The 20,134-nt window shown below is 47.2% G+C and carries 21 protein-coding genes and 4 tRNA genes; 22 read left to right on the forward strand and 3 right to left on the reverse strand.

Annotated elements, in window-relative coordinates; translation table 11 throughout:
* Position 1: 1 nt before the first annotated feature.
* From T411_RS0118640 to T411_RS0118655, 4 genes are all read left to right on the forward strand, one after another.
* Positions 2-77, forward strand: a tRNA-Gly gene (locus T411_RS0118640).
* Positions 78-116: 39 nt separating this feature from the next.
* Positions 117-193 (forward strand) — tRNA-Met (locus T411_RS0118645).
* Positions 194-227: 34 nt separating this feature from the next.
* Positions 228-303, forward strand: a tRNA-Gly gene (locus T411_RS0118650).
* Between the two features lie 186 nt (positions 304-489).
* Positions 490-566: transfer RNA gene (locus T411_RS0118655), tRNA-Met, on the forward strand.
* Positions 567-1,135: 569 nt separating this feature from the next.
* On the opposite strand, the gene queG is transcribed toward T411_RS0118655, so the two are convergent.
* Positions 1,136-2,245, reverse strand: coding sequence for a tRNA epoxyqueuosine(34) reductase QueG (gene queG / locus T411_RS0118660; protein WP_000386325.1), 1,110 nt, complete (start codon positions 2,243-2,245; stop codon positions 1,136-1,138).
* A 204-nt stretch (positions 2,246-2,449) separates the two neighbouring features.
* On the opposite strand from queG, the gene tsaE reads away from it, so the two are divergent.
* The 9 genes from tsaE (at position 2,450) to T411_RS0118705 (ending at position 11,760) form a co-directional block, all read left to right on the forward strand.
* On the forward strand, positions 2,450-2,914 hold the full coding sequence (gene tsaE / locus T411_RS0118665; RefSeq protein WP_001085086.1) for a tRNA (adenosine(37)-N6)-threonylcarbamoyltransferase complex ATPase subunit type 1 TsaE: 465 nt from the start codon (positions 2,450-2,452) through the stop codon (positions 2,912-2,914).
* The gene (locus tag T411_RS0118670) at positions 2,908-4,626 is read left to right on the forward strand and encodes an N-acetylmuramoyl-L-alanine amidase (protein ID WP_000935815.1); all 1,719 of its coding nucleotides are present in this window, start codon (positions 2,908-2,910) and stop codon (positions 4,624-4,626) included. The genes tsaE and T411_RS0118670 overlap by 7 nt, the downstream gene beginning before the upstream one ends.
* Positions 4,627-4,632: 6 nt before the next feature.
* On the forward strand, positions 4,633-6,594 hold the full coding sequence (gene mutL / locus T411_RS0118675) for a DNA mismatch repair endonuclease MutL (RefSeq protein ID WP_000155485.1): 1,962 nt from the start codon (positions 4,633-4,635) through the stop codon (positions 6,592-6,594).
* Positions 6,591-7,538, forward strand: coding sequence for a tRNA (adenosine(37)-N6)-dimethylallyltransferase MiaA (miaA, locus tag T411_RS0118680; RefSeq protein WP_000192300.1), 948 nt, complete (start codon positions 6,591-6,593; stop codon positions 7,536-7,538). Before mutL ends, miaA begins: the two co-directional genes overlap by 4 nt.
* Before the next feature lie 171 nt (positions 7,539-7,709).
* A complete protein-coding gene (hfq, locus tag T411_RS0118685) occupies positions 7,710-7,973 on the forward strand; it encodes an RNA chaperone Hfq (protein ID WP_001051872.1) in 264 nt (87 codons plus the stop codon).
* Between the two features lie 32 nt (positions 7,974-8,005).
* Positions 8,006-9,295, forward strand: a complete 1,290-nt coding sequence (gene hflX / locus T411_RS0118690) for a ribosome rescue GTPase HflX (protein ID WP_000460372.1) — start codon at positions 8,006-8,008, stop codon at positions 9,293-9,295.
* A gap of 45 nt (positions 9,296-9,340) precedes the next feature.
* Positions 9,341-10,528, forward strand: coding sequence for an FtsH protease activity modulator HflK (gene hflK / locus T411_RS0118695; protein ID WP_000312460.1), 1,188 nt, complete (start codon positions 9,341-9,343; stop codon positions 10,526-10,528).
* Positions 10,529-10,530: 2 nt separating this feature from the next.
* Positions 10,531-11,511, forward strand: a complete 981-nt coding sequence (hflC, locus tag T411_RS0118700; protein WP_001228766.1) for a protease modulator HflC — start codon at positions 10,531-10,533, stop codon at positions 11,509-11,511.
* 60 nt (positions 11,512-11,571) lie between these two features.
* Complete coding sequence (locus T411_RS0118705) at positions 11,572-11,760, forward strand: DUF2065 domain-containing protein (protein ID WP_000084201.1); 189 nt, start codon at positions 11,572-11,574, stop codon at positions 11,758-11,760.
* 40 nt (positions 11,761-11,800) lie between these two features.
* Here T411_RS0118705 and T411_RS0118710 read toward each other — a convergent pair whose 3' ends face one another.
* Together T411_RS0118710 and T411_RS0118715 are read right to left on the reverse strand one after the other, a co-directional pair.
* Complete coding sequence (locus T411_RS0118710; protein ID WP_001890311.1) at positions 11,801-12,019, reverse strand: SlyX family protein; 219 nt, start codon at positions 12,017-12,019, stop codon at positions 11,801-11,803.
* An 11-nt stretch (positions 12,020-12,030) separates the two neighbouring features.
* The gene (locus T411_RS0118715) at positions 12,031-12,966 is read right to left on the reverse strand and encodes a WD40 repeat domain-containing protein (RefSeq protein ID WP_001911898.1); all 936 of its coding nucleotides are present in this window, start codon (positions 12,964-12,966) and stop codon (positions 12,031-12,033) included.
* Positions 12,967-13,150: 184 nt separating this feature from the next.
* Between T411_RS0118715 and fkpA the strand changes: the two genes are divergently transcribed.
* The 9 genes from fkpA to T411_RS0118760 all read left to right on the forward strand — a co-directional run.
* Entirely contained in the window at positions 13,151-13,930 is a 780-nt protein-coding gene (gene fkpA, locus T411_RS0118720; RefSeq protein WP_000838241.1) for an FKBP-type peptidyl-prolyl cis-trans isomerase, read from the forward strand.
* A gap of 204 nt (positions 13,931-14,134) precedes the next feature.
* Positions 14,135-14,851, forward strand: a complete 717-nt coding sequence (locus T411_RS0118725) for a helix-turn-helix transcriptional regulator (RefSeq protein ID WP_000140991.1) — start codon at positions 14,135-14,137, stop codon at positions 14,849-14,851.
* Positions 14,848-15,243, forward strand: a complete 396-nt coding sequence (tusD, locus tag T411_RS0118730; protein ID WP_000803703.1) for a sulfurtransferase complex subunit TusD — start codon at positions 14,848-14,850, stop codon at positions 15,241-15,243. The genes T411_RS0118725 and tusD overlap by 4 nt, the downstream gene beginning before the upstream one ends.
* Positions 15,240-15,596 carry a sulfurtransferase complex subunit TusC gene (gene tusC / locus T411_RS0118735; protein ID WP_001044900.1) on the forward strand — a complete coding sequence of 119 codons (357 nt, stop codon included), beginning with the start codon at positions 15,240-15,242 and terminating at the stop codon, positions 15,594-15,596. The genes tusD and tusC overlap by 4 nt, the downstream gene beginning before the upstream one ends.
* A gap of 9 nt (positions 15,597-15,605) precedes the next feature.
* The gene (gene tusB, locus T411_RS0118740) at positions 15,606-15,881 is read left to right on the forward strand and encodes a sulfurtransferase complex subunit TusB (protein ID WP_000902450.1); all 276 of its coding nucleotides are present in this window, start codon (positions 15,606-15,608) and stop codon (positions 15,879-15,881) included.
* A gap of 184 nt (positions 15,882-16,065) precedes the next feature.
* Positions 16,066-16,440, forward strand: a complete 375-nt coding sequence (gene rpsL / locus T411_RS0118745; protein WP_000201237.1) for a 30S ribosomal protein S12 — start codon at positions 16,066-16,068, stop codon at positions 16,438-16,440.
* A 115-nt stretch (positions 16,441-16,555) separates the two neighbouring features.
* The gene (gene rpsG, locus T411_RS0118750; RefSeq protein WP_001138050.1) at positions 16,556-17,026 is read left to right on the forward strand and encodes a 30S ribosomal protein S7; all 471 of its coding nucleotides are present in this window, start codon (positions 16,556-16,558) and stop codon (positions 17,024-17,026) included.
* Positions 17,027-17,101: 75 nt separating this feature from the next.
* Entirely contained in the window at positions 17,102-19,198 is a 2,097-nt protein-coding gene (gene fusA / locus T411_RS0118755) for an elongation factor G (RefSeq protein ID WP_000101804.1), read from the forward strand.
* Positions 19,199-19,320: 122 nt separating this feature from the next.
* Positions 19,321-20,134, forward strand: an 814-nt coding sequence (locus T411_RS0118760) for an elongation factor Tu (RefSeq protein WP_027694907.1), incomplete at its 3' end; no start/stop codon positions are given.

Genomic DNA, 20,134 nt, shown 5'->3' on the forward strand with positions numbered 1-20,134 from the left:
TGCGACACTAGCTCAGTTGGTAGAGCGCAACCTTGCCAAGGTTGAGGTCACGAGTTCGAACCTCGTGTGTCGCTCCAGTTTCATAGCCCTTATCGTGCTTAACGATAACACACGGACGCGGGGTGGAGCAGCTTGGTAGCTCGTCGGGCTCATAACCCGAAGGTCGTCGGTTCAAATCCGGCCCCCGCAACCAAATCTTTCGTAGATGCAGTAGCATCACGACAAATGCGACACTAGCTCAGTTGGTAGAGCGCAACCTTGCCAAGGTTGAGGTCACGAGTTCGAACCTCGTGTGTCGCTCCAAATTAATAGTTTCATCGTACTTAACGATGAAGTGCGCCACACTTGCTCATTTGATGAGTAAAACCTTGCCAAGGTTGAGGTCACGCCTTTTTGTTTTAAAGAAGGGAACCTCGTGTGTTGCTCCAGTTTCTTGCCTACTACAGAAAACTGAAGAAAAGATTTATTGCGTTTAGCGCTATATATGGACGCGGGCTGGAGCAGCTTGGTAGCTCGTCGGGCTCATAACCCGAAGGTCGTTGGTTCAAATCCAGCCCCCGCAACCAATTCTTTAAAGAGAGACTGTGCTCATGCGCAGATTTTTCTTTTTTAGGGTGTTTAGCATTTTGCTAAAGCTCTTTCTATAATGCTGTGAAGCATCATCTCAGTGAGTCATTCATTGCGCGTCAGCTCAATAATATCGCTCCCATGTATCAAATATTCTCTTTTCAAGCAGCCGAAAGCGTACCCGCTGACTACGGATTTCGCTTACTTTGGCGTCTTCATTAACAGAGTTATCCACAAAAAAAATCTGTGGATAAAACAGTTGATAAACTCTGTATCTTAGCTTTTCGAGTTGACTTATCTGAGGATCTTTGCTTGCTTCTAAGGCTTGGCTTAATGAGAGTTTTTTCTTAAGTTATTGTTTTTTATTAACTTGTTATTTTTATCTCTAAGCAAAAAATAGAGCACTAAGATCATTGCAGTCTAAAAACTTGATCCTAGTCATTTACCTAGGTTGTGATTAACTTTTTTTAGCGATAGAAAACAGCGTCTGATTAAAAATGTTGTCCACATAGCGCAAATTGGGATGGGCATCAAACAATCATTTCCTTAATTATGCAAGTTGCTCTATTCATGCATCCCTTGGCAGCCCCTTTTCAATAATGCGAATCAGGCGAGCATGCTGGCGAGGTGTGGCGGTCTTTTGGGTTTGCTCCTCCAAAGCCCAATGAATATGCTCATCAAGTAATTCACTTTGCCCCAGATGACGTTGGAGTGTATCAATAATCCGCGGAGAATAAGGAGCGTTGCCCATAGCAATGATCAAATTGCGCCGCCACTGTTGATGACCAATTCGCCGAATGGCTGAGCCTTCCATATTTTTCAGGAAAGTCGCCTCATCCCATTCAAATAACACTACTAAATCCGCATTGTTGAGACTTTGTCGGCGATGAAAGTCACTTTGCTGAGTTAAAGGGGCAAAGCGATTCCAAGGACAGACGAGTTGGCAGTCATCACAACCGTAAATTCGGTTGCCCATTGCGCGTCGAAACTCCAAGGGGATAACCCCTGAATACTCAATGGTGAGGTAAGAAACACAGCGTCGTGCATCCACTACGCCTTCGGCAACGATGGCATTGGTTGGGCAGCTTGTTATACACGCTGTACACTTGCCGCATTGATTTTCGCTTGGTTCATCAACGGGTAAGGGAATATCAACCAGTAATTCCCCCAAGAAGAACCAAGACCCGTTTTCTTTATCTAAAATCAGTGAATGTTTTCCTGTCCAACCTAATCCCGCTTTTTGTGCCAGAGGGCGTTCAAGAATCGGGGCGGAGTCGACAAAAGGACGGTAACCCAGTTTTCCCACTTCTTGTTCGATTTTTTCCCCCAGTTTTTTGAGCTGGTTTCGAACAAGCTTATGGTAATCACGTCCTAAAGCGTAACGGCTGATATAAGCTTGGTTGGGATCGCTTAAGTTGGAAGCAAACTGCGCTTGTGGTGGGAGATAGTTGATGCGAGCACTGATCACCCTAAGCGTTCCGGGTAAGAGTTCTGCAGGGCGTGCGCGCATCATGCCGTGCCTCGCCATCCAATCCATTTCACCGTGGTAACCTGCGTCTAGCCAAGCCTGCAATGCTGGTTCATGTTCACTTAAATCAACGTCGCAAATCCCGACTTTTTCAAAGCCGAGTTCGATCGCCCATTGTTTGATCTGATTTGCCAGTTGTTGGTAGTCCATGTCGGGTACTCAGGATAAGGGGCGAGGATCTTAACGGATCTTTTTGCCCTCTTCTAGCGTTAATCCTTGTGAGAGCTTGTAGGATCTACGATATTTTTCGCTTTGTTAACAGAACAGATCTTGTCTCTCAATTCCAACCCAGTTTACTATTCCAGTTCTTTTGATTTCTTTATAGTCAACAAAGACCCTGTCGAGAAAAGCGTAATGAACAGCAAGATTTTTTCCCTAAAAGATGAGCAAGCTACGATTGAATTAGGTCGTGCGCTAGCGCTGATATGCTCACAACAGACAACGCTTTATCTGCATGGCGATCTTGGCGCGGGAAAAACGACTTTCAGCCGAGGTTTTATTCGTGCCTTGGGACATCAAGGTAACGTCAAAAGCCCAACCTACACACTGGTTGAGCCATATCAACTCGGTATGTGGCAGGTCTATCATTTTGATCTTTATCGTTTAGCGGATCCTGAAGAACTCGAATTTATGGGGATTCGCGATTACTTTAGTGCAGATGCCATTTGTTTAGTCGAGTGGCCAGAAAAAGGGCATGGACTATTGCCAAATGCGGATCTTGATATCGATTTGCGTTACGACGGCGATCAGCGAGTTGCTACGCTGACAGCCAATAACCATTATGGATGCGACCTTTTGAGTCAGTTGGAGTTATGTTGAACGTTAGCCGTTTTGTATTCTTACTCTTTGGATTCGTTTTACTCGCGATCGCTCCTCAAACTTGGGCGAACGTTTTGGAAGGCGTGCGCGTGTGGCCTTCTCCTGATGAGACACGAGTGGTATTAGATGTCAAATCCGAGGTGGATTACAGCTACTTTACCCTCAGCTCTCCTGAGCGCTTGGTGGTTGACCTCAAACAGAGCACCTCTCGCGCTAAGTTACCGGTTAATGTCACTGAAAGTGGCATTTTATCGAAAGTTCGCGCTTCATCTCCCCCTGAAAAAAGTACATTTCGTTTGGTGTTTGAGCTCAAACAAAAAACAACGCCAACTTTATTTAAATTGGCTCCGACACCCGGTGGTCAATATGGCCATCGTTTAGTCATTGATATGCCACATGGCAAAGTGAGTGAGAGCTCTTCCGCCAGCACGCCGAGTTCACCCGCTCAAGTCAGTAAAGATGCCTCTCAACTCTTAGGGAATGACGATATTGTGGTGGCGATTGACGCGGGACATGGCGGTGAAGATCCTGGTTCCATTGGTCCTACACGCAAATATGAAAAAGACATCACCTTGAGCGTGTCTAAAAAGTTGGCGGATCAACTCAATGCAGTGCCGGGAATGAAAGCGGTACTGACTCGCCGTGGTGACTATTTTGTAAATCTGAATAAACGTACGGAAATTGCGCGTCGTAGCAAGGCGCACTTGTTGGTTTCGGTGCATGCGGATGCGTTTCATACTCCACAGCCGCGCGGGGGATCGGTGTTTGTGCTGAATACCCGCCGTGCCAATACCGAAATTGCCCGTTGGGTGGAAAATCACGAGCAACAATCTGAATTGCTGGGCGGTGCTGGCGAAGTACTTTCGAAAACCAATAACGATCGTAACGTGAGTCAGACCCTACTGGATCTGCAGTTTAGCCATTCGCAAAAAGAGGGCTATAAAGTCGCGACGAATATTTTGCGTGAAATGGGCAAGGTGGCGCATCTGCATAAAACCGAACCCGTTAATGCAAGTTTGGCGGTATTGAAGTCACCAGACATCCCATCGGTACTGGTGGAAACAGGCTTTATCTCTAACCCATCAGAAGAAAAATTGCTGATTCAGCGCAGTCATCAAGATAAGTTAGCTCGCGCTTTAGCCACGGCGATTGTGCAGTACTTTGAAGATAATCCGCCAGAGGGCACACTGTTTGCCAACCGAGGTAAAGCTCAGAAACACAAAGTGCAGCGTGGAGAATCAATTGGTCTGATTGCTAACCAGTATGGGGTCAGTGTCGATGCTTTGAAAAAAGCCAACAACCTCAAGTCTTCGACGATTTCGGTTGGGCAACTGCTGACTATTCCAGCTTCTTCAGCACCAAACCCAGTACCTGTTCCTGTGATGGCAAATCCTGTAGAAACGGAAACTATTACCCATGTGGTAAAAACGGGCGATTTTCTCGGTAAACTTGCCACCACCTATAAGGTTTCAGTGGCTTCGATAAAAAAAGAGAACAATCTGAAATCGGATACTCTAGTGCTCGGGCAGAAGCTGAAAATCACGGTGAGTTTAAAAGATAAGCCGCTGCGTAAGCACAAGGTGCAGCGCGGTGAATTCCTGAGCAAAATCGCTGATCAATACAATGTTAGCGTTGATAGCATTCGCCAAGCCAACCAGCTACGCACTGACCAATTGTTGGTTGGGCAGCAACTGATTATCCCGAATAAATAAGCGCTCATGACGATTCGAATCCTACCCGCCCGTTTAGCCAACCAAATTGCAGCGGGTGAAGTTGTAGAAAGACCGGCTTCAGTAGTCAAGGAGTTGGTGGAAAACAGTTTAGATGCTGGAGCCACTCGAATTGATATTGATCTCGAGAAGGGGGGCGCTAAGCTCATTCGTATTCGCGATAATGGTTCGGGTATTGATAAGGACGAACTAGGGCTTGCGCTGAGTCGTCACGCGACCTCTAAAATTCACACCCTCGATGATCTGGAAGCGATCATGAGCCTTGGTTTTCGTGGCGAGGCCTTAGCCAGTATTAGCTCAGTCTCACGCTTAACCCTTACTTCGCGCACGGTAGCTCAAGAAGAAGCGTGGTCTGCCTACAGTGAAGGCCGTGATATGGCGGTCAAGTTACAGCCCGCGGCTCACCCCGTGGGTACGACTGTGGAAGTGCTGGATCTCTTTTTCAATACCCCGGCACGGCGTAAATTTCTGCGCACCGAAAAAACCGAATTTACCCATATTGATGAGCTGCTCAAACGAATTGCTCTGAGCCGTTTTGATGTCAGCTTTACTCTGCGCCATAACGGAAAAATCGTGCGTCAGTATCGCGCTGCAACGACTTTACCGCAGCAGGAAAAACGTTTAGCTGCGGTGTGTGGCAACCCGTTTGTGCAACATATGTTACGCATTGAGTTAGAGCACCAAGGGCTTAAACTGCATGGCTGGATCACCACACCCGAAGGAGCGCGCCAGCAGAGCGATCTGCAATACTGTTACGTAAACGGCCGGATGATGCGTGATAAGCTGATCAATCATGCGATTCGCCAAAGCTACGAAACCAGCTTACGTGTCGATCAATTTGCTACCTATGTGCTGTTTATTGAACTCGATCCTCATCAAGTGGATGTCAACGTGCATCCAGCCAAGCATGAAGTGCGCTTCCATCAAGCTCGCCTCGTTCATGATTTCATCTATCAAGCCTTAAGCAGTGCGCTAGTACAAGGTGCGCAGGTGATGGCTCCGACCATTAATGAAGGGGCGTTTCATTTACCTCACTGCGCGGAAGAGGTGAATCCTCCGGTTGTGCCGATGATCGATACCACGCAACAAGAAAGAGTGTGGCAAGCGGTGCAAAATACGCCAGATTATCCGCGCAAAGCTCCACGTGATAACGATAGGGATGAGAGCGATAATCCGCAGGTTAGAGAGCGAGCGGTCAGTAATCCTTGGGTGGCTTCACCCAAGACTGCAAGTACTGGCAAAGAAAGATATGGTTCGGCATCCGTCAGCAAAAAAGAGGCCGCGGTTTATCAAACCTTGATGCAAACTCCCGATTTATCGGATGAAGAACCGAGTACTGCCAGTACCATCGTCTCATCAATTGAAGCCGTCAAGGCTAATATTGCTATCGAAAAACTGGGTAAAGCGATCCAAGTGGTCGCGGGACAGTACCTGTTGATGAGTAGCCCACAAGGCTGTGTGCTTATCTCGCTATACCAAGCTCAGCAACTCAAACTGCGTGGATTACTCAATGCTCAGCATGGTGCGCTGAAAGCGCAGCCACTGCTGGTGCCACTCGCGCTAAAACTGAATGAATCTGAATGGCAAGTGGCGCAGCGTCATTCATCGGCCCTGTTGCAACTGGGTATTGAGCTGAAATCGCGCACCAATCACAGCATTATGGTGATGGCGGTTCCGCAGCCGCTGCGCCAGCAAAATTTACAGCAATTGCTGCCGGATCTGTTATCTTACGCGGCGAGTTGTTCGGAAAGCCAAGCCTTGAGCCATCAAGCGTTGGCGGATTGGTTAACTCAACGCATCGTTGTAGAAAAAAGAGACTACACTTTAGCCGAGGCGATCGGCTTGATCGCAGAGCTGGAGCAGCTCTGGCAAGGCAACTTGCCTTTGCAAGACCCGCATTTTATTACTTTGGTGGATTTTTCCGCCTCAATTACAGCATTACACTCATGACTCAAAAGTTACCTCTCGCCCTCTTCTTAATGGGCCCAACGGCCTCTGGCAAAACGGATTTAGCCATTCGCTTACGTCAGAAATATCCGGTGGAGATCATCAGCGTCGACTCGGCACTGATTTATCGAGGGATGGACATAGGCACCGCAAAACCGGATGCTCAAGAGCTAGCACTCGCACCGCACCGTTTGATCGATATTCTCGATCCGAGTGAAGCGTATTCGGCTGCCGATTTTCGTCGTGATGCATTAAAAGAGATGGCGGATATCGTCGCTCAGGGCAAAATCCCACTGTTGGTGGGAGGCACAATGCTCTACTTTAAAGCCTTACTCGAAGGGTTATCACCACTACCTGCCGCGGATCCCGTGATTCGCCAGCAGATCGAACTGGAAGCTGAAAAGCTTGGCTGGCAGGCGTTACACGATCAGTTACAACAGATTGATCCCGTCTCAGCACAGCGAATTCATCCCAATGATCCACAAAGATTGTCGCGGGCATTGGAAGTTTATCGAATTTCAGGTAAAACTCTTACTGAACTGACACAAACCAAAGGGGAAGCAATTCCTTATCGGGTGCTGCAGTTTGCAATTGCTCCCAAGGAAAGGGCAGAACTCCATCGTCGGATTGAACTTCGCTTTGAGAAGATGGTCGAATCAGGGTTTGAAGAAGAGGTCAAAGCATTATATGCCAGAGACGATCTTCATCCGGATCTTCCTTCGATTCGCTGCGTCGGTTACCGACAGATGTGGGATTACTTAGACGGTCATGGAACCTTAGATGAAGCGATTTATCGCGGCATCTGTGCCACCCGTCAATTGGCCAAGCGACAGATCACCTGGTTACGCAGCTGGGATGATTTAACTTGGTTAGATAGCGAAAACGTTGATCAAGCCGTTGAAACGCTCTCGAATGCGATAGCTTCCAACGAAATAAGCTGTGTATAATGTGATCGCTTTTGCGTGATGTACCCCGGAAAGGATCCGCTATTGGTACTCTGTTGAGCATCGGTAGCAACGGGGATTTTGATTCGTTTAGCTCAGATGCAAGGCTGCATATAATTCTGCTGCACCGCTAGCTAAATAATTACTAGAAAAGACAAAATAAGGAAAAACAAAATGGCTAAGGGGCAATCTCTACAAGACCCATTTCTGAATGCACTACGTCGTGAACGTATCCCTGTTTCTATCTACCTTGTGAACGGCATTAAACTGCAAGGTCAGATCGAATCATTTGATCAATTTGTGATCTTGCTGAAGAACACAGTAAACCAAATGGTTTACAAGCATGCGATTTCTACTGTGGTTCCTGCTCGTCCAGTTAGCCACCACAGCGGCGACCGCCCAGCATCGGATCGTCCAGCAGAGAAGTCTGAAGAGTAATTCTTTGCACAATTATTTAAGGAGTTGATCGCTTGTTTGACCGTTATGAAGCCGGTGAGCGAGCCGTACTTGTTCATGTCAACTTCACGCAACGGGGTGAGTGGGAAGATCTGAGCGAATGTAAAATGCTCATTTCTTCCGCAGGGGTGACAACACTGCATGTGGTAACAGGCAGTCGTCAGACCCCTCACCCTAAATATTTCGTTGGTGAGGGCAAAGCCCAAGAAATCGCCGAAGCCGTGCAAATGCATGGTGCTAATGTGGTGATTTTTAACCACGCTCTTTCTCCTGCCCAAGAACGTAACCTCGAAAGACTGTGCCAATGTCGAGTCATTGATCGTACAGGTCTTATCCTTGATATCTTCGCTCAACGTGCTCGTACCCATGAAGGCAAGCTACAAGTCGAGTTGGCTCAGTTGCGCCATATCTCTACTCGCTTAATTCGTGGCTGGACGCACTTAGAAAGACAAAAAGGCGGGATTGGTTTACGTGGGCCGGGTGAAACCCAGCTTGAAACAGACCGACGTTTACTGCGTGAACGGATTAAAGCGATTTTGCGCCGCTTAGAAAAAGTGGCCAAACAGCGTGAACAAGGGCGCCGTGCTCGTAGCCGTGCAGAAATTCCAACCATCTCGTTGGTGGGTTATACCAACGCAGGGAAATCTACCCTGTTTAACCGAATCACTGAAGCCGGTGTGTATGCGGCGGATCAATTGTTCGCAACACTCGATCCTACTTTGCGTAAAATCGATCTGGTGGATGTAGGGCCGGCCGTTTTAGCCGACACAGTAGGTTTTATTCGCCATCTTCCGCATGATCTTGTTGCGGCTTTTAAAGCGACGTTACAAGAGACACAAGAAGCTGACATTTTGTTACATGTTGTTGATGCCAGTGACGAACGCTTTCGTGAGAATATCCAAGCGGTAGAGACTGTTTTACAAGAGATTGATGCTCATGAAGTCCCCACTTTGTTGGTGATGAATAAGATCGATAATCTCGAAGAGCAATCTCCACGTATAGAACGGGATGATGAAGGCGTTCCGAGAGTAGTGTGGATCTCTGCCATGCAGGGCGCGGGTACTGAGCTACTCTTTGAGGCATTGAGTGAGCGTTTGGCTAGCCAAGTGGTGGAGCATCACTTACGTATTCCGCCGCGACATCAAGGACGTATCCGTAGCACATTTTTCCAAATGAACTGTATTCAACAGGAAGAGTATGATCCGGAAGGCAATTTACTGATCACTGTGCGGATGCAACAGGTCGATTGGGCTAGACTAGAAAAACGAGAGCAAGCAGATTTATGTGACTTTATAGTTACTTAAAGGACTGCTAGAGTATAACGTCATATCAAATGATGGAGTTTTCTAATGGCGTGGAATGAGCCTGGTAATAATAACGGCAACAATGGCCGCGATAATGACCCATGGGGGAACAACAATCGCGGTAACAAAGGTGGCCGAGATCAAGGACCGCCAGATTTAGACGAAGTGTTTAATAAACTGAGTCAAAAGCTGGGGGGCAAGTTTGGTGGCAAAGGTGGTAAAGGCCCTTCGTTTTCCGGTGGCGGTGCGATTGGCTTTGGTGTCATTGCAGCTATCGCTGTTGCGGTTTGGTTCTTTACTGGTTTTTATACCATCGGTGAAGCTGAGCGCGGCGTTGTGCTACGCCTTGGCAAATACGACCGCATTGTTGATCCGGGTCTGAACTGGCGTCCACGCTTTATTGATGAAGTGACACCAGTCAACGTGCAAGCGATTCGCTCTCTGCGCGCCTCTGGCTTGATGCTGACCAAAGATGAAAACGTGGTAACGGTATCGATGGATGTGCAATATCGTATTGCCGATCCATACAAATACTTGTATCGCGTGACCAACGCGGATGACAGCTTGCGTCAAGCAACGGACTCTGCGCTTCGTGCCGTAGTCGGTGACTCACTGATGGATAGCATCCTAACCAGTGGTCGTCAGCAAATTCGCCAAAGCACGCAGCAGACACTCAACCAAGTCATCGATAGCTATGATATGGGCTTGATGATTGTTGATGTGAACTTCCAGTCGGCTCGTCCACCTGAGCAAGTAAAAGATGCCTTTGACGATGCGATTGCAGCCCGTGAGGATGAAGAGCGTTTCATTCGCGAAGCGGAAGCTTACAAGAACGAAATTTTGCCTAAAGCCACAGGCCGTGCTGAGCGTCTGAAGAAAGAAGCGCAAGGTTACAACGAGCGCACCATCAATGAAGCGCTCGGTCAGGTTGCTCAGTTTGAAAAGCTGTTGCCTGAGTATCAAGCTGCACCGAAAGTAACCCGTGACCGTCTCTATTTGGATGCGATGGAGCAGGTGTATAGCAATACTTCAAAAGTACTGATTGATTCTGAATCGAGCGGTAATCTGCTTTATCTGCCGATTGATAAGTTAGCGGGTCAAGACAATAAAACGGCGCAGCCGCGTCCAAATAAGTCTTCATCAGCCTACGATCAAATTGAGCTTGAATCACAAACGACAGAAACGAATACCGACACTCAGTCGCGTAGCACCACACGTCAAGGGAGATACTAAGAATGCGTAAGTTATTAATCCCTAGTATCGTTCTGATCATCGCTGCTTTATTGATGTCGATGTTCGTGATCCCAGAGGGCGAGCGCGGAATCGTGATCCGTTTTGGTCGAGTGTTGAAAGACAATAACGATCTGGCGAGAATTTATGAACCGGGTCTGCATTTTAAAATGCCACTGTTTGATCGTGTAAAAACCTTAGATGCACGTATTCAAACCATGGATGGCCGTTCAGACCGTTTCGTGACGTCCGAGAAAAAAGACGTGATCATCGATACTTACGTTAAGTGGCGTATCGAAGATTTCGGCCAATACTACTTGGCAACCGGTGGTGGTAATGCGTTGACCGCAGAAGCCCTATTGGAGCGTAAAGTGACTGACGTCTTGCGTTCTGAAATCGGTGCGCGTGAAATCAAGCAGATCGTTTCTGGCCCTCGCAATGTTGCCGTGTTACCTGAAAATGCAGATTCTTCTGAATTGACGACGGAAGCGGCAAAAGAAGCGATGGAGATTGATGGTCAGCGTGATCAAATCATGTCTGAAGTACTGAACGATACTCGTGAAAGTGCGATGAAAGACTTAGGGGTATATGTGGTCGACTTCCGTATGAAGAAGATCAATCTACCGGATGAGATCAGCGAATCTATCTATCGCCGTATGCGTGCGGAACGTGAATCGGTAGCTCGTAAGCACCGTTCACAAGGTCGTGAAAAAGCGGAAGTGATCCGTGCGCAAGCCGAGCTTGAAGTAGCAACCATTCTTGCTGAAGCAGATAAGACGGCGCGTGTGACTCGTGGTACTGCAGATGCAGAAGCCGCGAAGATTTACTCGGATGCTTATAAGAAAGATCCTGAGTTCTTCAGCTTCCTGCGTTCACTGCGCGCCTACGAGAAATCGTTTAACAGCAAAAATGATATTCTGGTATTGGATCCAAACAGTGAGTTCTTCCAATACATGAATAATGCGAAAGGCGCAGCCGCCAAGTAAGCATGAGTTAACGTTATTAATTCAAGGCTCCGTAAGGGGCCTTTGTTATTTGGAGTCAATATGTCGCAGACACTTTGGGTGGCACTAGGTTTAGTGTTGATCGTTGAAGGGCTAGGACCCTTATTCGCGCCGAGAGGATGGCGTCAGATGGTGGCACAATTGAGCTTACAACCGGATAATCAGTTGCGGCGCATCGGCGGTTGTTTGGTGGTGGCTGGTGCGGTGATAGCCTACGTTTTCGCTCGTTAAGATCGCGAATTACGTAGGCTTCCAGTGGAAAATGATTCCATCAGTAGTGTGGAGGCGGCGTTTCGTGCGCAGGATCCGCTAGAGTGGAAGTGTCCATATTTTTGACTTTACCGACCACGTATTTCATCTGATCTTGCATCTTACTGAGCAGCAGTTGCTGCTGGGTTAATGCATCATTAAGAGTTTCGATGGTTTGCTCTTGAAAAGCTAATTTGCACTCTAAATCTTCAATGCGCTCTTGAAGTTGGGTTAGCGACATCTCTTGCATTTTCAGTTCTCCATTAGCCAAGCTTGAGCGATACCCGCAGAGCTGCCCGCTACGGCGCGCTGTTGGGCGTCAAAAGCCGCATCATACACGACAGCTTGGGTAGGACCGTGATCTTTTTTGTTTTCAGATTCGAAGCTGGCGATTTTCTTACCATCTTGCGTATTCCATACTTCGACTAATCCAGAGGGAGTTCCCGTGATCAGCTTTTTTCCATCATCAGAAAAGCGAGCGGTGGAAAAAATTAGTTGGCGTCGAAAACTCTGTAACTGGATAGGTTTGCTGTCTGCGGTGAGATCCCAAATGAGCGCTTGATTGCCACCATCTGAAGTAAACGCCAGTTTACCTTCTCGTTGTAAAGTGACCCGATTGACTCGCTGCTCATGTTCAAATTGGCGAACGATTTGCCCAGTCTTGGTATCCCATAAATAAGCGTGATAGTCATTGCCTCCGGTGAGCGCATAGCGTCCATTGGCAGAGAGCGCGACAGAATTGACTTTTTCACGGTGAGCAAGGAACTCCATGCGGCGGCCGCTGACTAAGTCAACGTAAATCGCTTTGCCATTGGTCAATCCGAGCAGTACCTGTTCGCCATCACTGGAGAGATCAACATCGCGGATCAGCCCATCGGTAATCGACCAAAGTCCTTTGCCTTGGGTCCAAGCGAGATCCCAAACTGCAAAGTTATTCTGGCTTGCGGTGACTGCGAAACGTTCGCTATCCGCGATACGGATCACGGAAACAGGGTTAGCTTGTGGATCTTGCGCGCCAAGATCGGCAAGTTTCTTATCTTGCAACAGATCCCATAGTACTAACTGCTGCTGCTTGGAATAGATAAGAGCAAATCGGCCGTCACGACTTAAGCCAAAGGCGGTTGAACCTTCAGGGGCTAAGTCCCATTGCTGCTCTGCTTGGTGGGTAAAAAAACAGCCACTTAACATTAAGATGACAAGCAAAGCGCAGAGTGAGTGATAAATTCTTCGCATCAAGTCGAATTATCCGTTTGTTGTGTAAAGACAATCATGAAACATATCGCTATATTGGTACAACTCTTTGTTGTGCACCAGTTGGTTGCTGGTTTTTGTGCACAACGCCAAAAGGATTACCTCATAATTGGAGAACCCGATGAAATCACTTTTTAAAGTGTCACTGCTGGCTGCGACGGTAATGCTCGCGGTTGGTTGTCAGAAAGAAGAAGCACCAAAAACCGAAACCACGCCTGCCGCACAAACCGCAGCAGCGAAAACGGTTGAGTTCAAGTCTGAAGATGATAAAGCGGCGTACGCAATTGGCGTATCGTTTGCAAACTATCTTAAAACCAGTATTGAGAAGCCAAGTGAAATTGGCATCGATCTGAACAAAGATCTGGTACTGAAAGGTATTGAACATGTGTTTGCTGGCAACCCAGAAATGAGCGAAGAAGAGACACGTGCTGCGCTTGAAGCGTTAGATAAGCGTGTGGCTGAAACCATGCAAGCCAAAGCCGCTGAAAAAGCAGCAGAGAACAAGAAGAAAGGTGATGAGTTCCGCGCCCAATTCGAGAAAGAGTCTGGTGTTGTAAAAACACAATCGGGTCTGCTGTATCAAGTGATGACACCAGCAGAAGGTGATAAGCCAAAAGATACCGATACTGTGCAAGTTCACTACAAAGGTACCTTGATTGACGGTTCGCAATTCGACAGCTCTTATGAACGTGGCGAGCCTGCGACTTTCCCTCTAAACCGTGTGATCCCAGGCTGGACCGAGGGTGTACAACTGATGTCAGTCGGTTCTAAGTTTAAACTGGTTATTCCGCCTGAACTGGCTTACGGCGAGCAAGATACGCCAACCATTCCTGCCAACTCAACCTTAGTGTTTGAAGTGGAATTGTTGAAAATTGAAAACGGCAAAGACGCTGCTCAGTAATCAATAATCCCGGGCTCGATGTTGAAACGAGCAGAGGAATAGAAGAAGGCCTGACGTTGTGCAGGCCTTTTTGTATGCGCGGATTCTAATAAGAACTTGTCCTAAATCACTTGTTGGTGATATTCAAGAATCGTGGTTTAAAATTTTCTGATAAACTTACAGCAATTTGTTGATTTTTCATTCTAAGGTTTAAGCACAGTGACAATGACAGAAACCATGAATGTCGATTTACTGCTTGAGATGGAATCGGTGCACGTAAAGCCGTTTACGGAGCACGATAAAGTGATTCTGCGCTCTTACGAGGCGGTAGTTGATGGTATCGCGAGCCTGATTGGCCCATTTTGTGAAATCGTTCTGCACTCGCTTGAAGATCTCAATACATCGGCGATCAAGATTGCCAATGGTGAAAACACAGGCCGTCAAGTGGGATCGCCAATTACCGATATGGCCTTGAAAATGCTGCGTGATATAGAAGGATCTGAGCGTAACTTCTCCCGCTCTTATTTCACGCGCGCCAAAGGTGGCGTATTGATGAAATCGATCACAGTTGCGATCCGTAACGGTGAGAATCGAGTGATTGGTCTACTCTGTATCAACGTCAACCTCGATGCGCCTTTCTCACAAGTACTGAAATCGTTTATGCCAACTCAAGAAGCGCAAGAGGCGGCCTCTTCGGTTAACTTTGCCAGTGATGTGGAAGAGCTGGTGGATCAAACCGTTGAACGTACCATCGAAGAAATCAACGGTGATAAGTCAGTCTCGAACAATACCAAAAATCGTCAAATCGTGATGGCGTTGTTCGATAAGGGGATTTTCGACATTAAAGATGCGATCAACCGAGTCGCCGATCGGCTGAATATCTCTAAACATACTGTGTATCTCTATATTCGTCAGCGTAAAACTGAGGATGATGAGAAGTGAAACCACTCACTTACACCTTAGTCGTGAACGGGCCACAATACGGTACGCAATCGGCTCGCAACGCCTATCTGTTTGCTAAAGCGCTGATTGAGAAAGGGCATATTTTAAAAAGCGTGTTTTTTTATCAAGACGGTGTGCTTAATGGCTCGTCAACGCATGTACCAGCCAATGATGAGTTTAACCTGCTACAAGGTTGGCAATCTCTTGCTCAATCCCATCAAGTACAACTTGAAACTTGTGTTGCAGCAGCGCTGCGCCGTGGTGTTGTGAGTGAGCAAGAAGCGTCGCAACACGGCTTAGCGAGCCATAACCTCGCGGCTCATTTCACTCAAGCGGGACTGGGCAGTTTGGCACAAGCATTACTGGAGCAAGATAGGGTGGTGCAGTTTTGAATAAAGTCGCATGGGTATTTCATACGCCGCCTCATGGTAGCACGGCAGGGCGAGAAGGCTTAGATGCCATTCTTGCAACGTCGGCCTACAGTGAAGAACAAGCCCTATTTTTTGTTGGCGAAGGTGTGTTGCAGTTGGTCAATCATCAGCACCCCGAATCGATTTTAAGTCGTGACTATATTTCAGCATTCAAGCTTTTGGATCTCTACGACATTGAAGCGCGTTATGTCTGCCAACAGAGTTTGGTTAGCTGGGGGCTGAGTGAACAAGATTTACTGATTGAGGTGGAAGTGGTTGATGCTCAAGCTCTGGCGCAGTTACTGCACCACTACGATCAGTTACTGACTTTCTAAGGAGCCCCTATGCTACATATTGTTAAGCACTTAGAAAAACTCCCTTTGCTTAGTGCTTATTTACTCGATGGTGATGTTGTTCTATTGACGGAGAATGCTGTCTACGCGGCGGCAGTACATTCACCATATCAAGCGAGTATTAACGATCAGAACCTATGGTTGGTGCTTTATGAGGATCTGCATGCGCGTGGTTGGCTAGAAAAGTGCGATCCGCGTATTTCGGTTGTCACCATGAGTGACTTTGTTGATTTGACAGTAACTCATGATAAATCAATAACCTGGTAGGTTGTATTTTTCTAATTATCCTGAGCAGAACAACGCTCACACAGGATCACTAAAAAAGATCTGTATATTTCTTGACACACATCCCACTGCTGCATAGAATTTTGCGTCCCTATTTGTGCAAACTGTTTGCATGGAAGGGATAGATTTTTCACAAGCTTACTTTAAGTAAATCAGGAGCTAGTTAATGGCAACTATTAACCAGTTGGTTCGTAAGCCACGTGCTAAGCAAGTTGTTAAAAGCAACGTGCCAGCACTAGCTGCGTGCCCACAAAAACGTGGTGTATGTACTCGTGTTTACACTACTACACCTAAAAAACCTAACTCAGCACTTCGTAAAGTATGTCGTGTACGCCTAACTAACGGTTTTGAAGTTACTTCATACATCGGTGGTGAAGGTCACAACCTACAAGAGCACAGTGTTGTTCTGATCCGTGGTGGTCGTGTTAAAGACCTCCCAGGTGTTCGCTACCACACAGTTCGTGGTGCACTTGACTGTGCAGGCGTGAATGACCGTAAACAAGCTCGTTCTAAGTACGGTGTGAAGCGTCCTAAGTCTTAATGCCCTTCTTCTTATGAGAGAAGCGTTAAGTAAGGCCAAACACTAAAATTAAATTTTAATTTTGAAAAAACTGAAAAGTTTTGGATAACCTGAAGAAGACAACGGAGAATATTCCATGCCACGTCGTCGCGTCATTGGTCAGCGTAAGATCCTTCCAGATCCAAAGTTCAAATCTGAACTGCTGGCAAAATTCGTTAACATCCTTATGGTTGACGGTAAAAAATCTACTGCAGAGAAAATCGTTTACACTGCACTAGACACCATGGCTGAGAAATCTGGTAAAGATCACTTAGCTGTATTTGAAGAAGCTCTTGAAAACGTTCGCCCAGCGGTAGAAGTTAAATCTCGCCGTGTTGGTGGTTCAACTTACCAAGTGCCAGTTGAAGTACGTCCAGTACGTCGTAATGCTCTGGCAATGCGTTGGTTGGTTGAAGCTGCGCGTAAGCGTGGTGAAAAATCTATGGCTGCTCGTCTAGCTGCTGAAATGCTGGATGCGGCTGAAAACAAAGGTTCTGCTGTTAAGAAACGTGAAGACGTTCACCGTATGGCAGAAGCGAACAAAGCGTTCGCTCATTACCGCTGGTAATACCTTCTGTGCTGCGAGGTTCTCTCGCAGCACATTTCTATTTTCTAAGGTTGACCTTAGTAAGAGGATACAATCGTGGCTCGTAAAACTCCTATTGAGCGCTACCGTAACATCGGTATCTGTGCTCACGTAGATGCAGGAAAAACAACCACTACTGAGCGTATTCTGTTCTACACTGGCCTCTCTCACAAAATTGGCGAAGTTCACGACGGTGCTGCGACTATGGACTGGATGGTCCAAGAGCAAGAGCGTGGTATTACCATTACCTCTGCGGCCACCACCACCTTCTGGCGTGGTATGGAAGCGCAATTCCAAGAACATCGCATCAACATCATTGATACCCCTGGACACGTTGACTTTACGATCGAAGTAGAGCGTTCACTTCGTGTGCTTGATGGTGCAGTGGTCGTATTCTGTGGCACATCAGGTGTTGAACCTCAGTCTGAAACCGTTTGGCGTCAAGCTGACAAATACGGCGTTCCACGCATGGTATTCGTCAACAAAATGGACCGTGCCGGTGCAGATTTCTTACGCGTAGTAGGCCAAATTAAACATCGTCTTGGTGCGAACCCTGTTCCTATCCAACTCAACATTGGTGCAGAAGAAGAGTTCAAAGGTGTCATCGACCTTATCAAGATGAAAGCCATCAACTGGAATGAAGCCGATCAAGGCATGAGCTTCACTTATGAAGAAATTCCTGCGGATATGCTTGAGCTTGCCCAAGAGTGGCGTAACCACCTTGTGGAAGCCGCAGCCGAAGCCAGTGAAGAGTTGATGGAAAAATACCTTGAAGATGGTGAACTTAGCGAAGTAGAGATCAAACAAGCTCTGCGTCAGCGCACCATCAATAACGAAATTGTTCTCGCAGCTTGTGGTAGTGCATTTAAGAACAAAGGCGTGCAAGCAGTTCTGGATGCGGTGATTGAGTTTCTACCATCACCAACCGATGTTCCTGCGATCAAAGGTATTGATGATCGAGAAAACAGTGTTGAGCGTCATGCTGACGATAACGAACCGTTTTCTTCACTCGCGTTTAAGATTGCTACCGATCCTTTTGTTGGCTCGCTGACCTTTATTCGCGTCTACTCTGGAGTGGTTAACTCGGGTGATGCGGTTTATAACTCAGTGAAGCAAAAGAAAGAGCGCTTTGGCCGTATCGTACAGATGCATGCTAACAAGCGTGATGAAATCAAAGAGATTCGTGCGGGTGACATCGCTGCGGCTATCGGCCTGAAAGATGTGACTACGGGCGATACTTTGTGTGATCCGAATCATGTTGTGATTCTGGAGCGTATGGAGTTCCCTGAACCAGTAATTCAGATCGCAGTAGAGCCTCGCTCTAAAGCTGATCAGGAAAAAATGGGTATTGCTTTAGGTAAACTCGCAGCAGAAGACCCATCATTCCGCGTTGAGACTGACGCTGAGACGGGTCAAACGCTGATTTCTGGTATGGGTGAGCTTCACCTAGATATTATCGTCGATCGCATGAAACGTGAGTTTGGTGTCGATTGTAACGTAGGTAAACCTCAGGTGGCTTACCGTGAAACCATTCGTGGTAAATCGGAAGTGGAAGGTAAGTTCGTTCGTCAGTCAGGTGGTCGTGGTCAATACGGTCACGTATGGCTGAAAATTGAACCTGCTGAGCCTGGTCAAGGTTTTGTCTTCGTTGACGCAATCGCGGGTGGTGTGATTCCAAAAGAATTTATCAACCCAGTTGCGAAAGGTATCGAGGAGCAAATGAACAACGGTGTGTTAGCGGGCTATCCAGTGCTGGATGTCAAAGCTACCCTGTTTGATGGTTCATTCCACGATGTCGACTCCAGCGAAATGGCGTTTAAAATCGCTGGTTCTATGGCATTCAAGAAAGGTGCGCTTGAAGCTCAACCTGTTCTTCTTGAGCCGTTAATGAAAGTTGAAATAACCACTCCAGAAGACTGGATGGGTGATGTTGTGGGTGACTTAAACCGTCGTCGTGGCATCATCGAAGGTATGGATGAAGGCCCTGCGGGACTGAAAATCATCCACGCTAAAGTCCCATTGTCTGAGATGTTTGGTTATGCAACTGACCTGCGTTCTGCCACACAAGGCCGTGCTTCTTACTCTATGGAGTTTGCTGAGTACGCTGATGTGCCGAAAAATATTGCTGACGCAATTATCGCAGAGCGTGGTTAACCGTTGTTTGGTTAATAACGAATCTATTGCGCTGACGTGAGTTGGCGCATAAAATAGCAATTTCTGGCGCGCCTTGGGTACTGCTTACCCAAAGCGAATCATAACTAGGAAGGAACACGATCGTGTCTAAAGAAAAATTTGAACGTACGAAACCGCACGTAAACGTTGGTACTATCGGCCACGTTGACCACGGTAAAACAACTCTAACTGCAGCTATCTGTACTGTACTTGCAAAAGTATACGGCGGTAAAGCTCGTGACTTCGCGTCAATCGACAACGCACCAGAAGAGCGTGAGCGTGGTATTACAATCAATACTTCTCACGTAGAGTACGATACTCCAAACCGTCACTACGCACACGTAGACTGTCCAGGACACGCGGATTATGTTAAGAACATGATCACCGGTGCAGCACAGATGGACGGCGGTATCCTAGTTGTAGCGGCAACTGACGGTCCAATGCCACAAACTCGTGAGCACATCCTGCTGGGTCGCCAAGTAGGTATTCCTTACATCATCGTATTCATGAACAAGTGTGACATGGTTGACGATGAAGAGCTTCTAGAGCTGGTAGAGATGGAAGTTCGTGAGCTGCTGTCTGAGTACGATTTCCCAGGTGATGACCTGCCAGTAATCCAAGGTTCAGCACTAGGCGCGCTAAACGGCGAAGCACAGTGGGAAGCGAAGATTGTTGAGCTAGCAGAAGCACTGGATACATACATTCCAGAGCCAGAGCGTGCAGTAGACATGGCATTCCTGATGCCAATCGAAGACGTATTCTCAATCCAAGGTCGTGGTACAGTAGTAACTGGCCGTATCGAGCGCGGCATCCTGAAAGTGGGTGACGAAGTAGCGATCGTTGGTATCAAAGAGACAGTAAAAACGACCTGTACAGGTGTAGAGATGTTCCGTAAGCTGCTTGACGAAGGTCGTGCAG

Origin of the sequence: Vibrio cholerae ATCC 14035 (assembly GCF_000621645.1) — a bacterium.
GTDB lineage: Bacteria > Pseudomonadota > Gammaproteobacteria > Enterobacterales > Vibrionaceae > Vibrio > Vibrio cholerae.

What these genes read in the sequence shown, in the direction of transcription:
- queG (WP_000386325.1), bottom strand. Translation starts at nt 2,245, where the DNA reads ATGGACTACCAACAACTGGCAAATCAGATCAAACAATGGGCGATCGAA.
- tsaE (WP_001085086.1), top strand. Translation starts at nt 2,450, where the DNA reads ATGAACAGCAAGATTTTTTCCCTAAAAGATGAGCAAGCTACGATTGAA.
- T411_RS0118670 (WP_000935815.1), top strand. Translation starts at nt 2,908, where the DNA reads ATGTTGAACGTTAGCCGTTTTGTATTCTTACTCTTTGGATTCGTTTTA.
- mutL (WP_000155485.1), top strand. Translation starts at nt 4,633, where the DNA reads ATGACGATTCGAATCCTACCCGCCCGTTTAGCCAACCAAATTGCAGCG.
- miaA (WP_000192300.1), top strand. Translation starts at nt 6,591, where the DNA reads ATGACTCAAAAGTTACCTCTCGCCCTCTTCTTAATGGGCCCAACGGCC.
- hfq (WP_001051872.1), top strand. Translation starts at nt 7,710, where the DNA reads ATGGCTAAGGGGCAATCTCTACAAGACCCATTTCTGAATGCACTACGT.
- hflK (WP_000312460.1), top strand. Translation starts at nt 9,341, where the DNA reads ATGGCGTGGAATGAGCCTGGTAATAATAACGGCAACAATGGCCGCGAT.
- hflC (WP_001228766.1), top strand. Translation starts at nt 10,531, where the DNA reads ATGCGTAAGTTATTAATCCCTAGTATCGTTCTGATCATCGCTGCTTTA.
- T411_RS0118705 (WP_000084201.1), top strand. Translation starts at nt 11,572, where the DNA reads ATGTCGCAGACACTTTGGGTGGCACTAGGTTTAGTGTTGATCGTTGAA.
- T411_RS0118710 (WP_001890311.1), bottom strand. Translation starts at nt 12,019, where the DNA reads ATGTCGCTAACCCAACTTCAAGAGCGCATTGAAGATTTAGAGTGCAAA.
- T411_RS0118715 (WP_001911898.1), bottom strand. Translation starts at nt 12,966, where the DNA reads ATGTTAAGTGGCTGTTTTTTTACCCACCAAGCAGAGCAGCAATGGGAC.
- fkpA (WP_000838241.1), top strand. Translation starts at nt 13,151, where the DNA reads ATGAAATCACTTTTTAAAGTGTCACTGCTGGCTGCGACGGTAATGCTC.
- T411_RS0118725 (WP_000140991.1), top strand. Translation starts at nt 14,135, where the DNA reads ATGACAGAAACCATGAATGTCGATTTACTGCTTGAGATGGAATCGGTG.
- tusB (WP_000902450.1), top strand. Translation starts at nt 15,606, where the DNA reads ATGCTACATATTGTTAAGCACTTAGAAAAACTCCCTTTGCTTAGTGCT.
- rpsL (WP_000201237.1), top strand. Translation starts at nt 16,066, where the DNA reads ATGGCAACTATTAACCAGTTGGTTCGTAAGCCACGTGCTAAGCAAGTT.
- rpsG (WP_001138050.1), top strand. Translation starts at nt 16,556, where the DNA reads ATGCCACGTCGTCGCGTCATTGGTCAGCGTAAGATCCTTCCAGATCCA.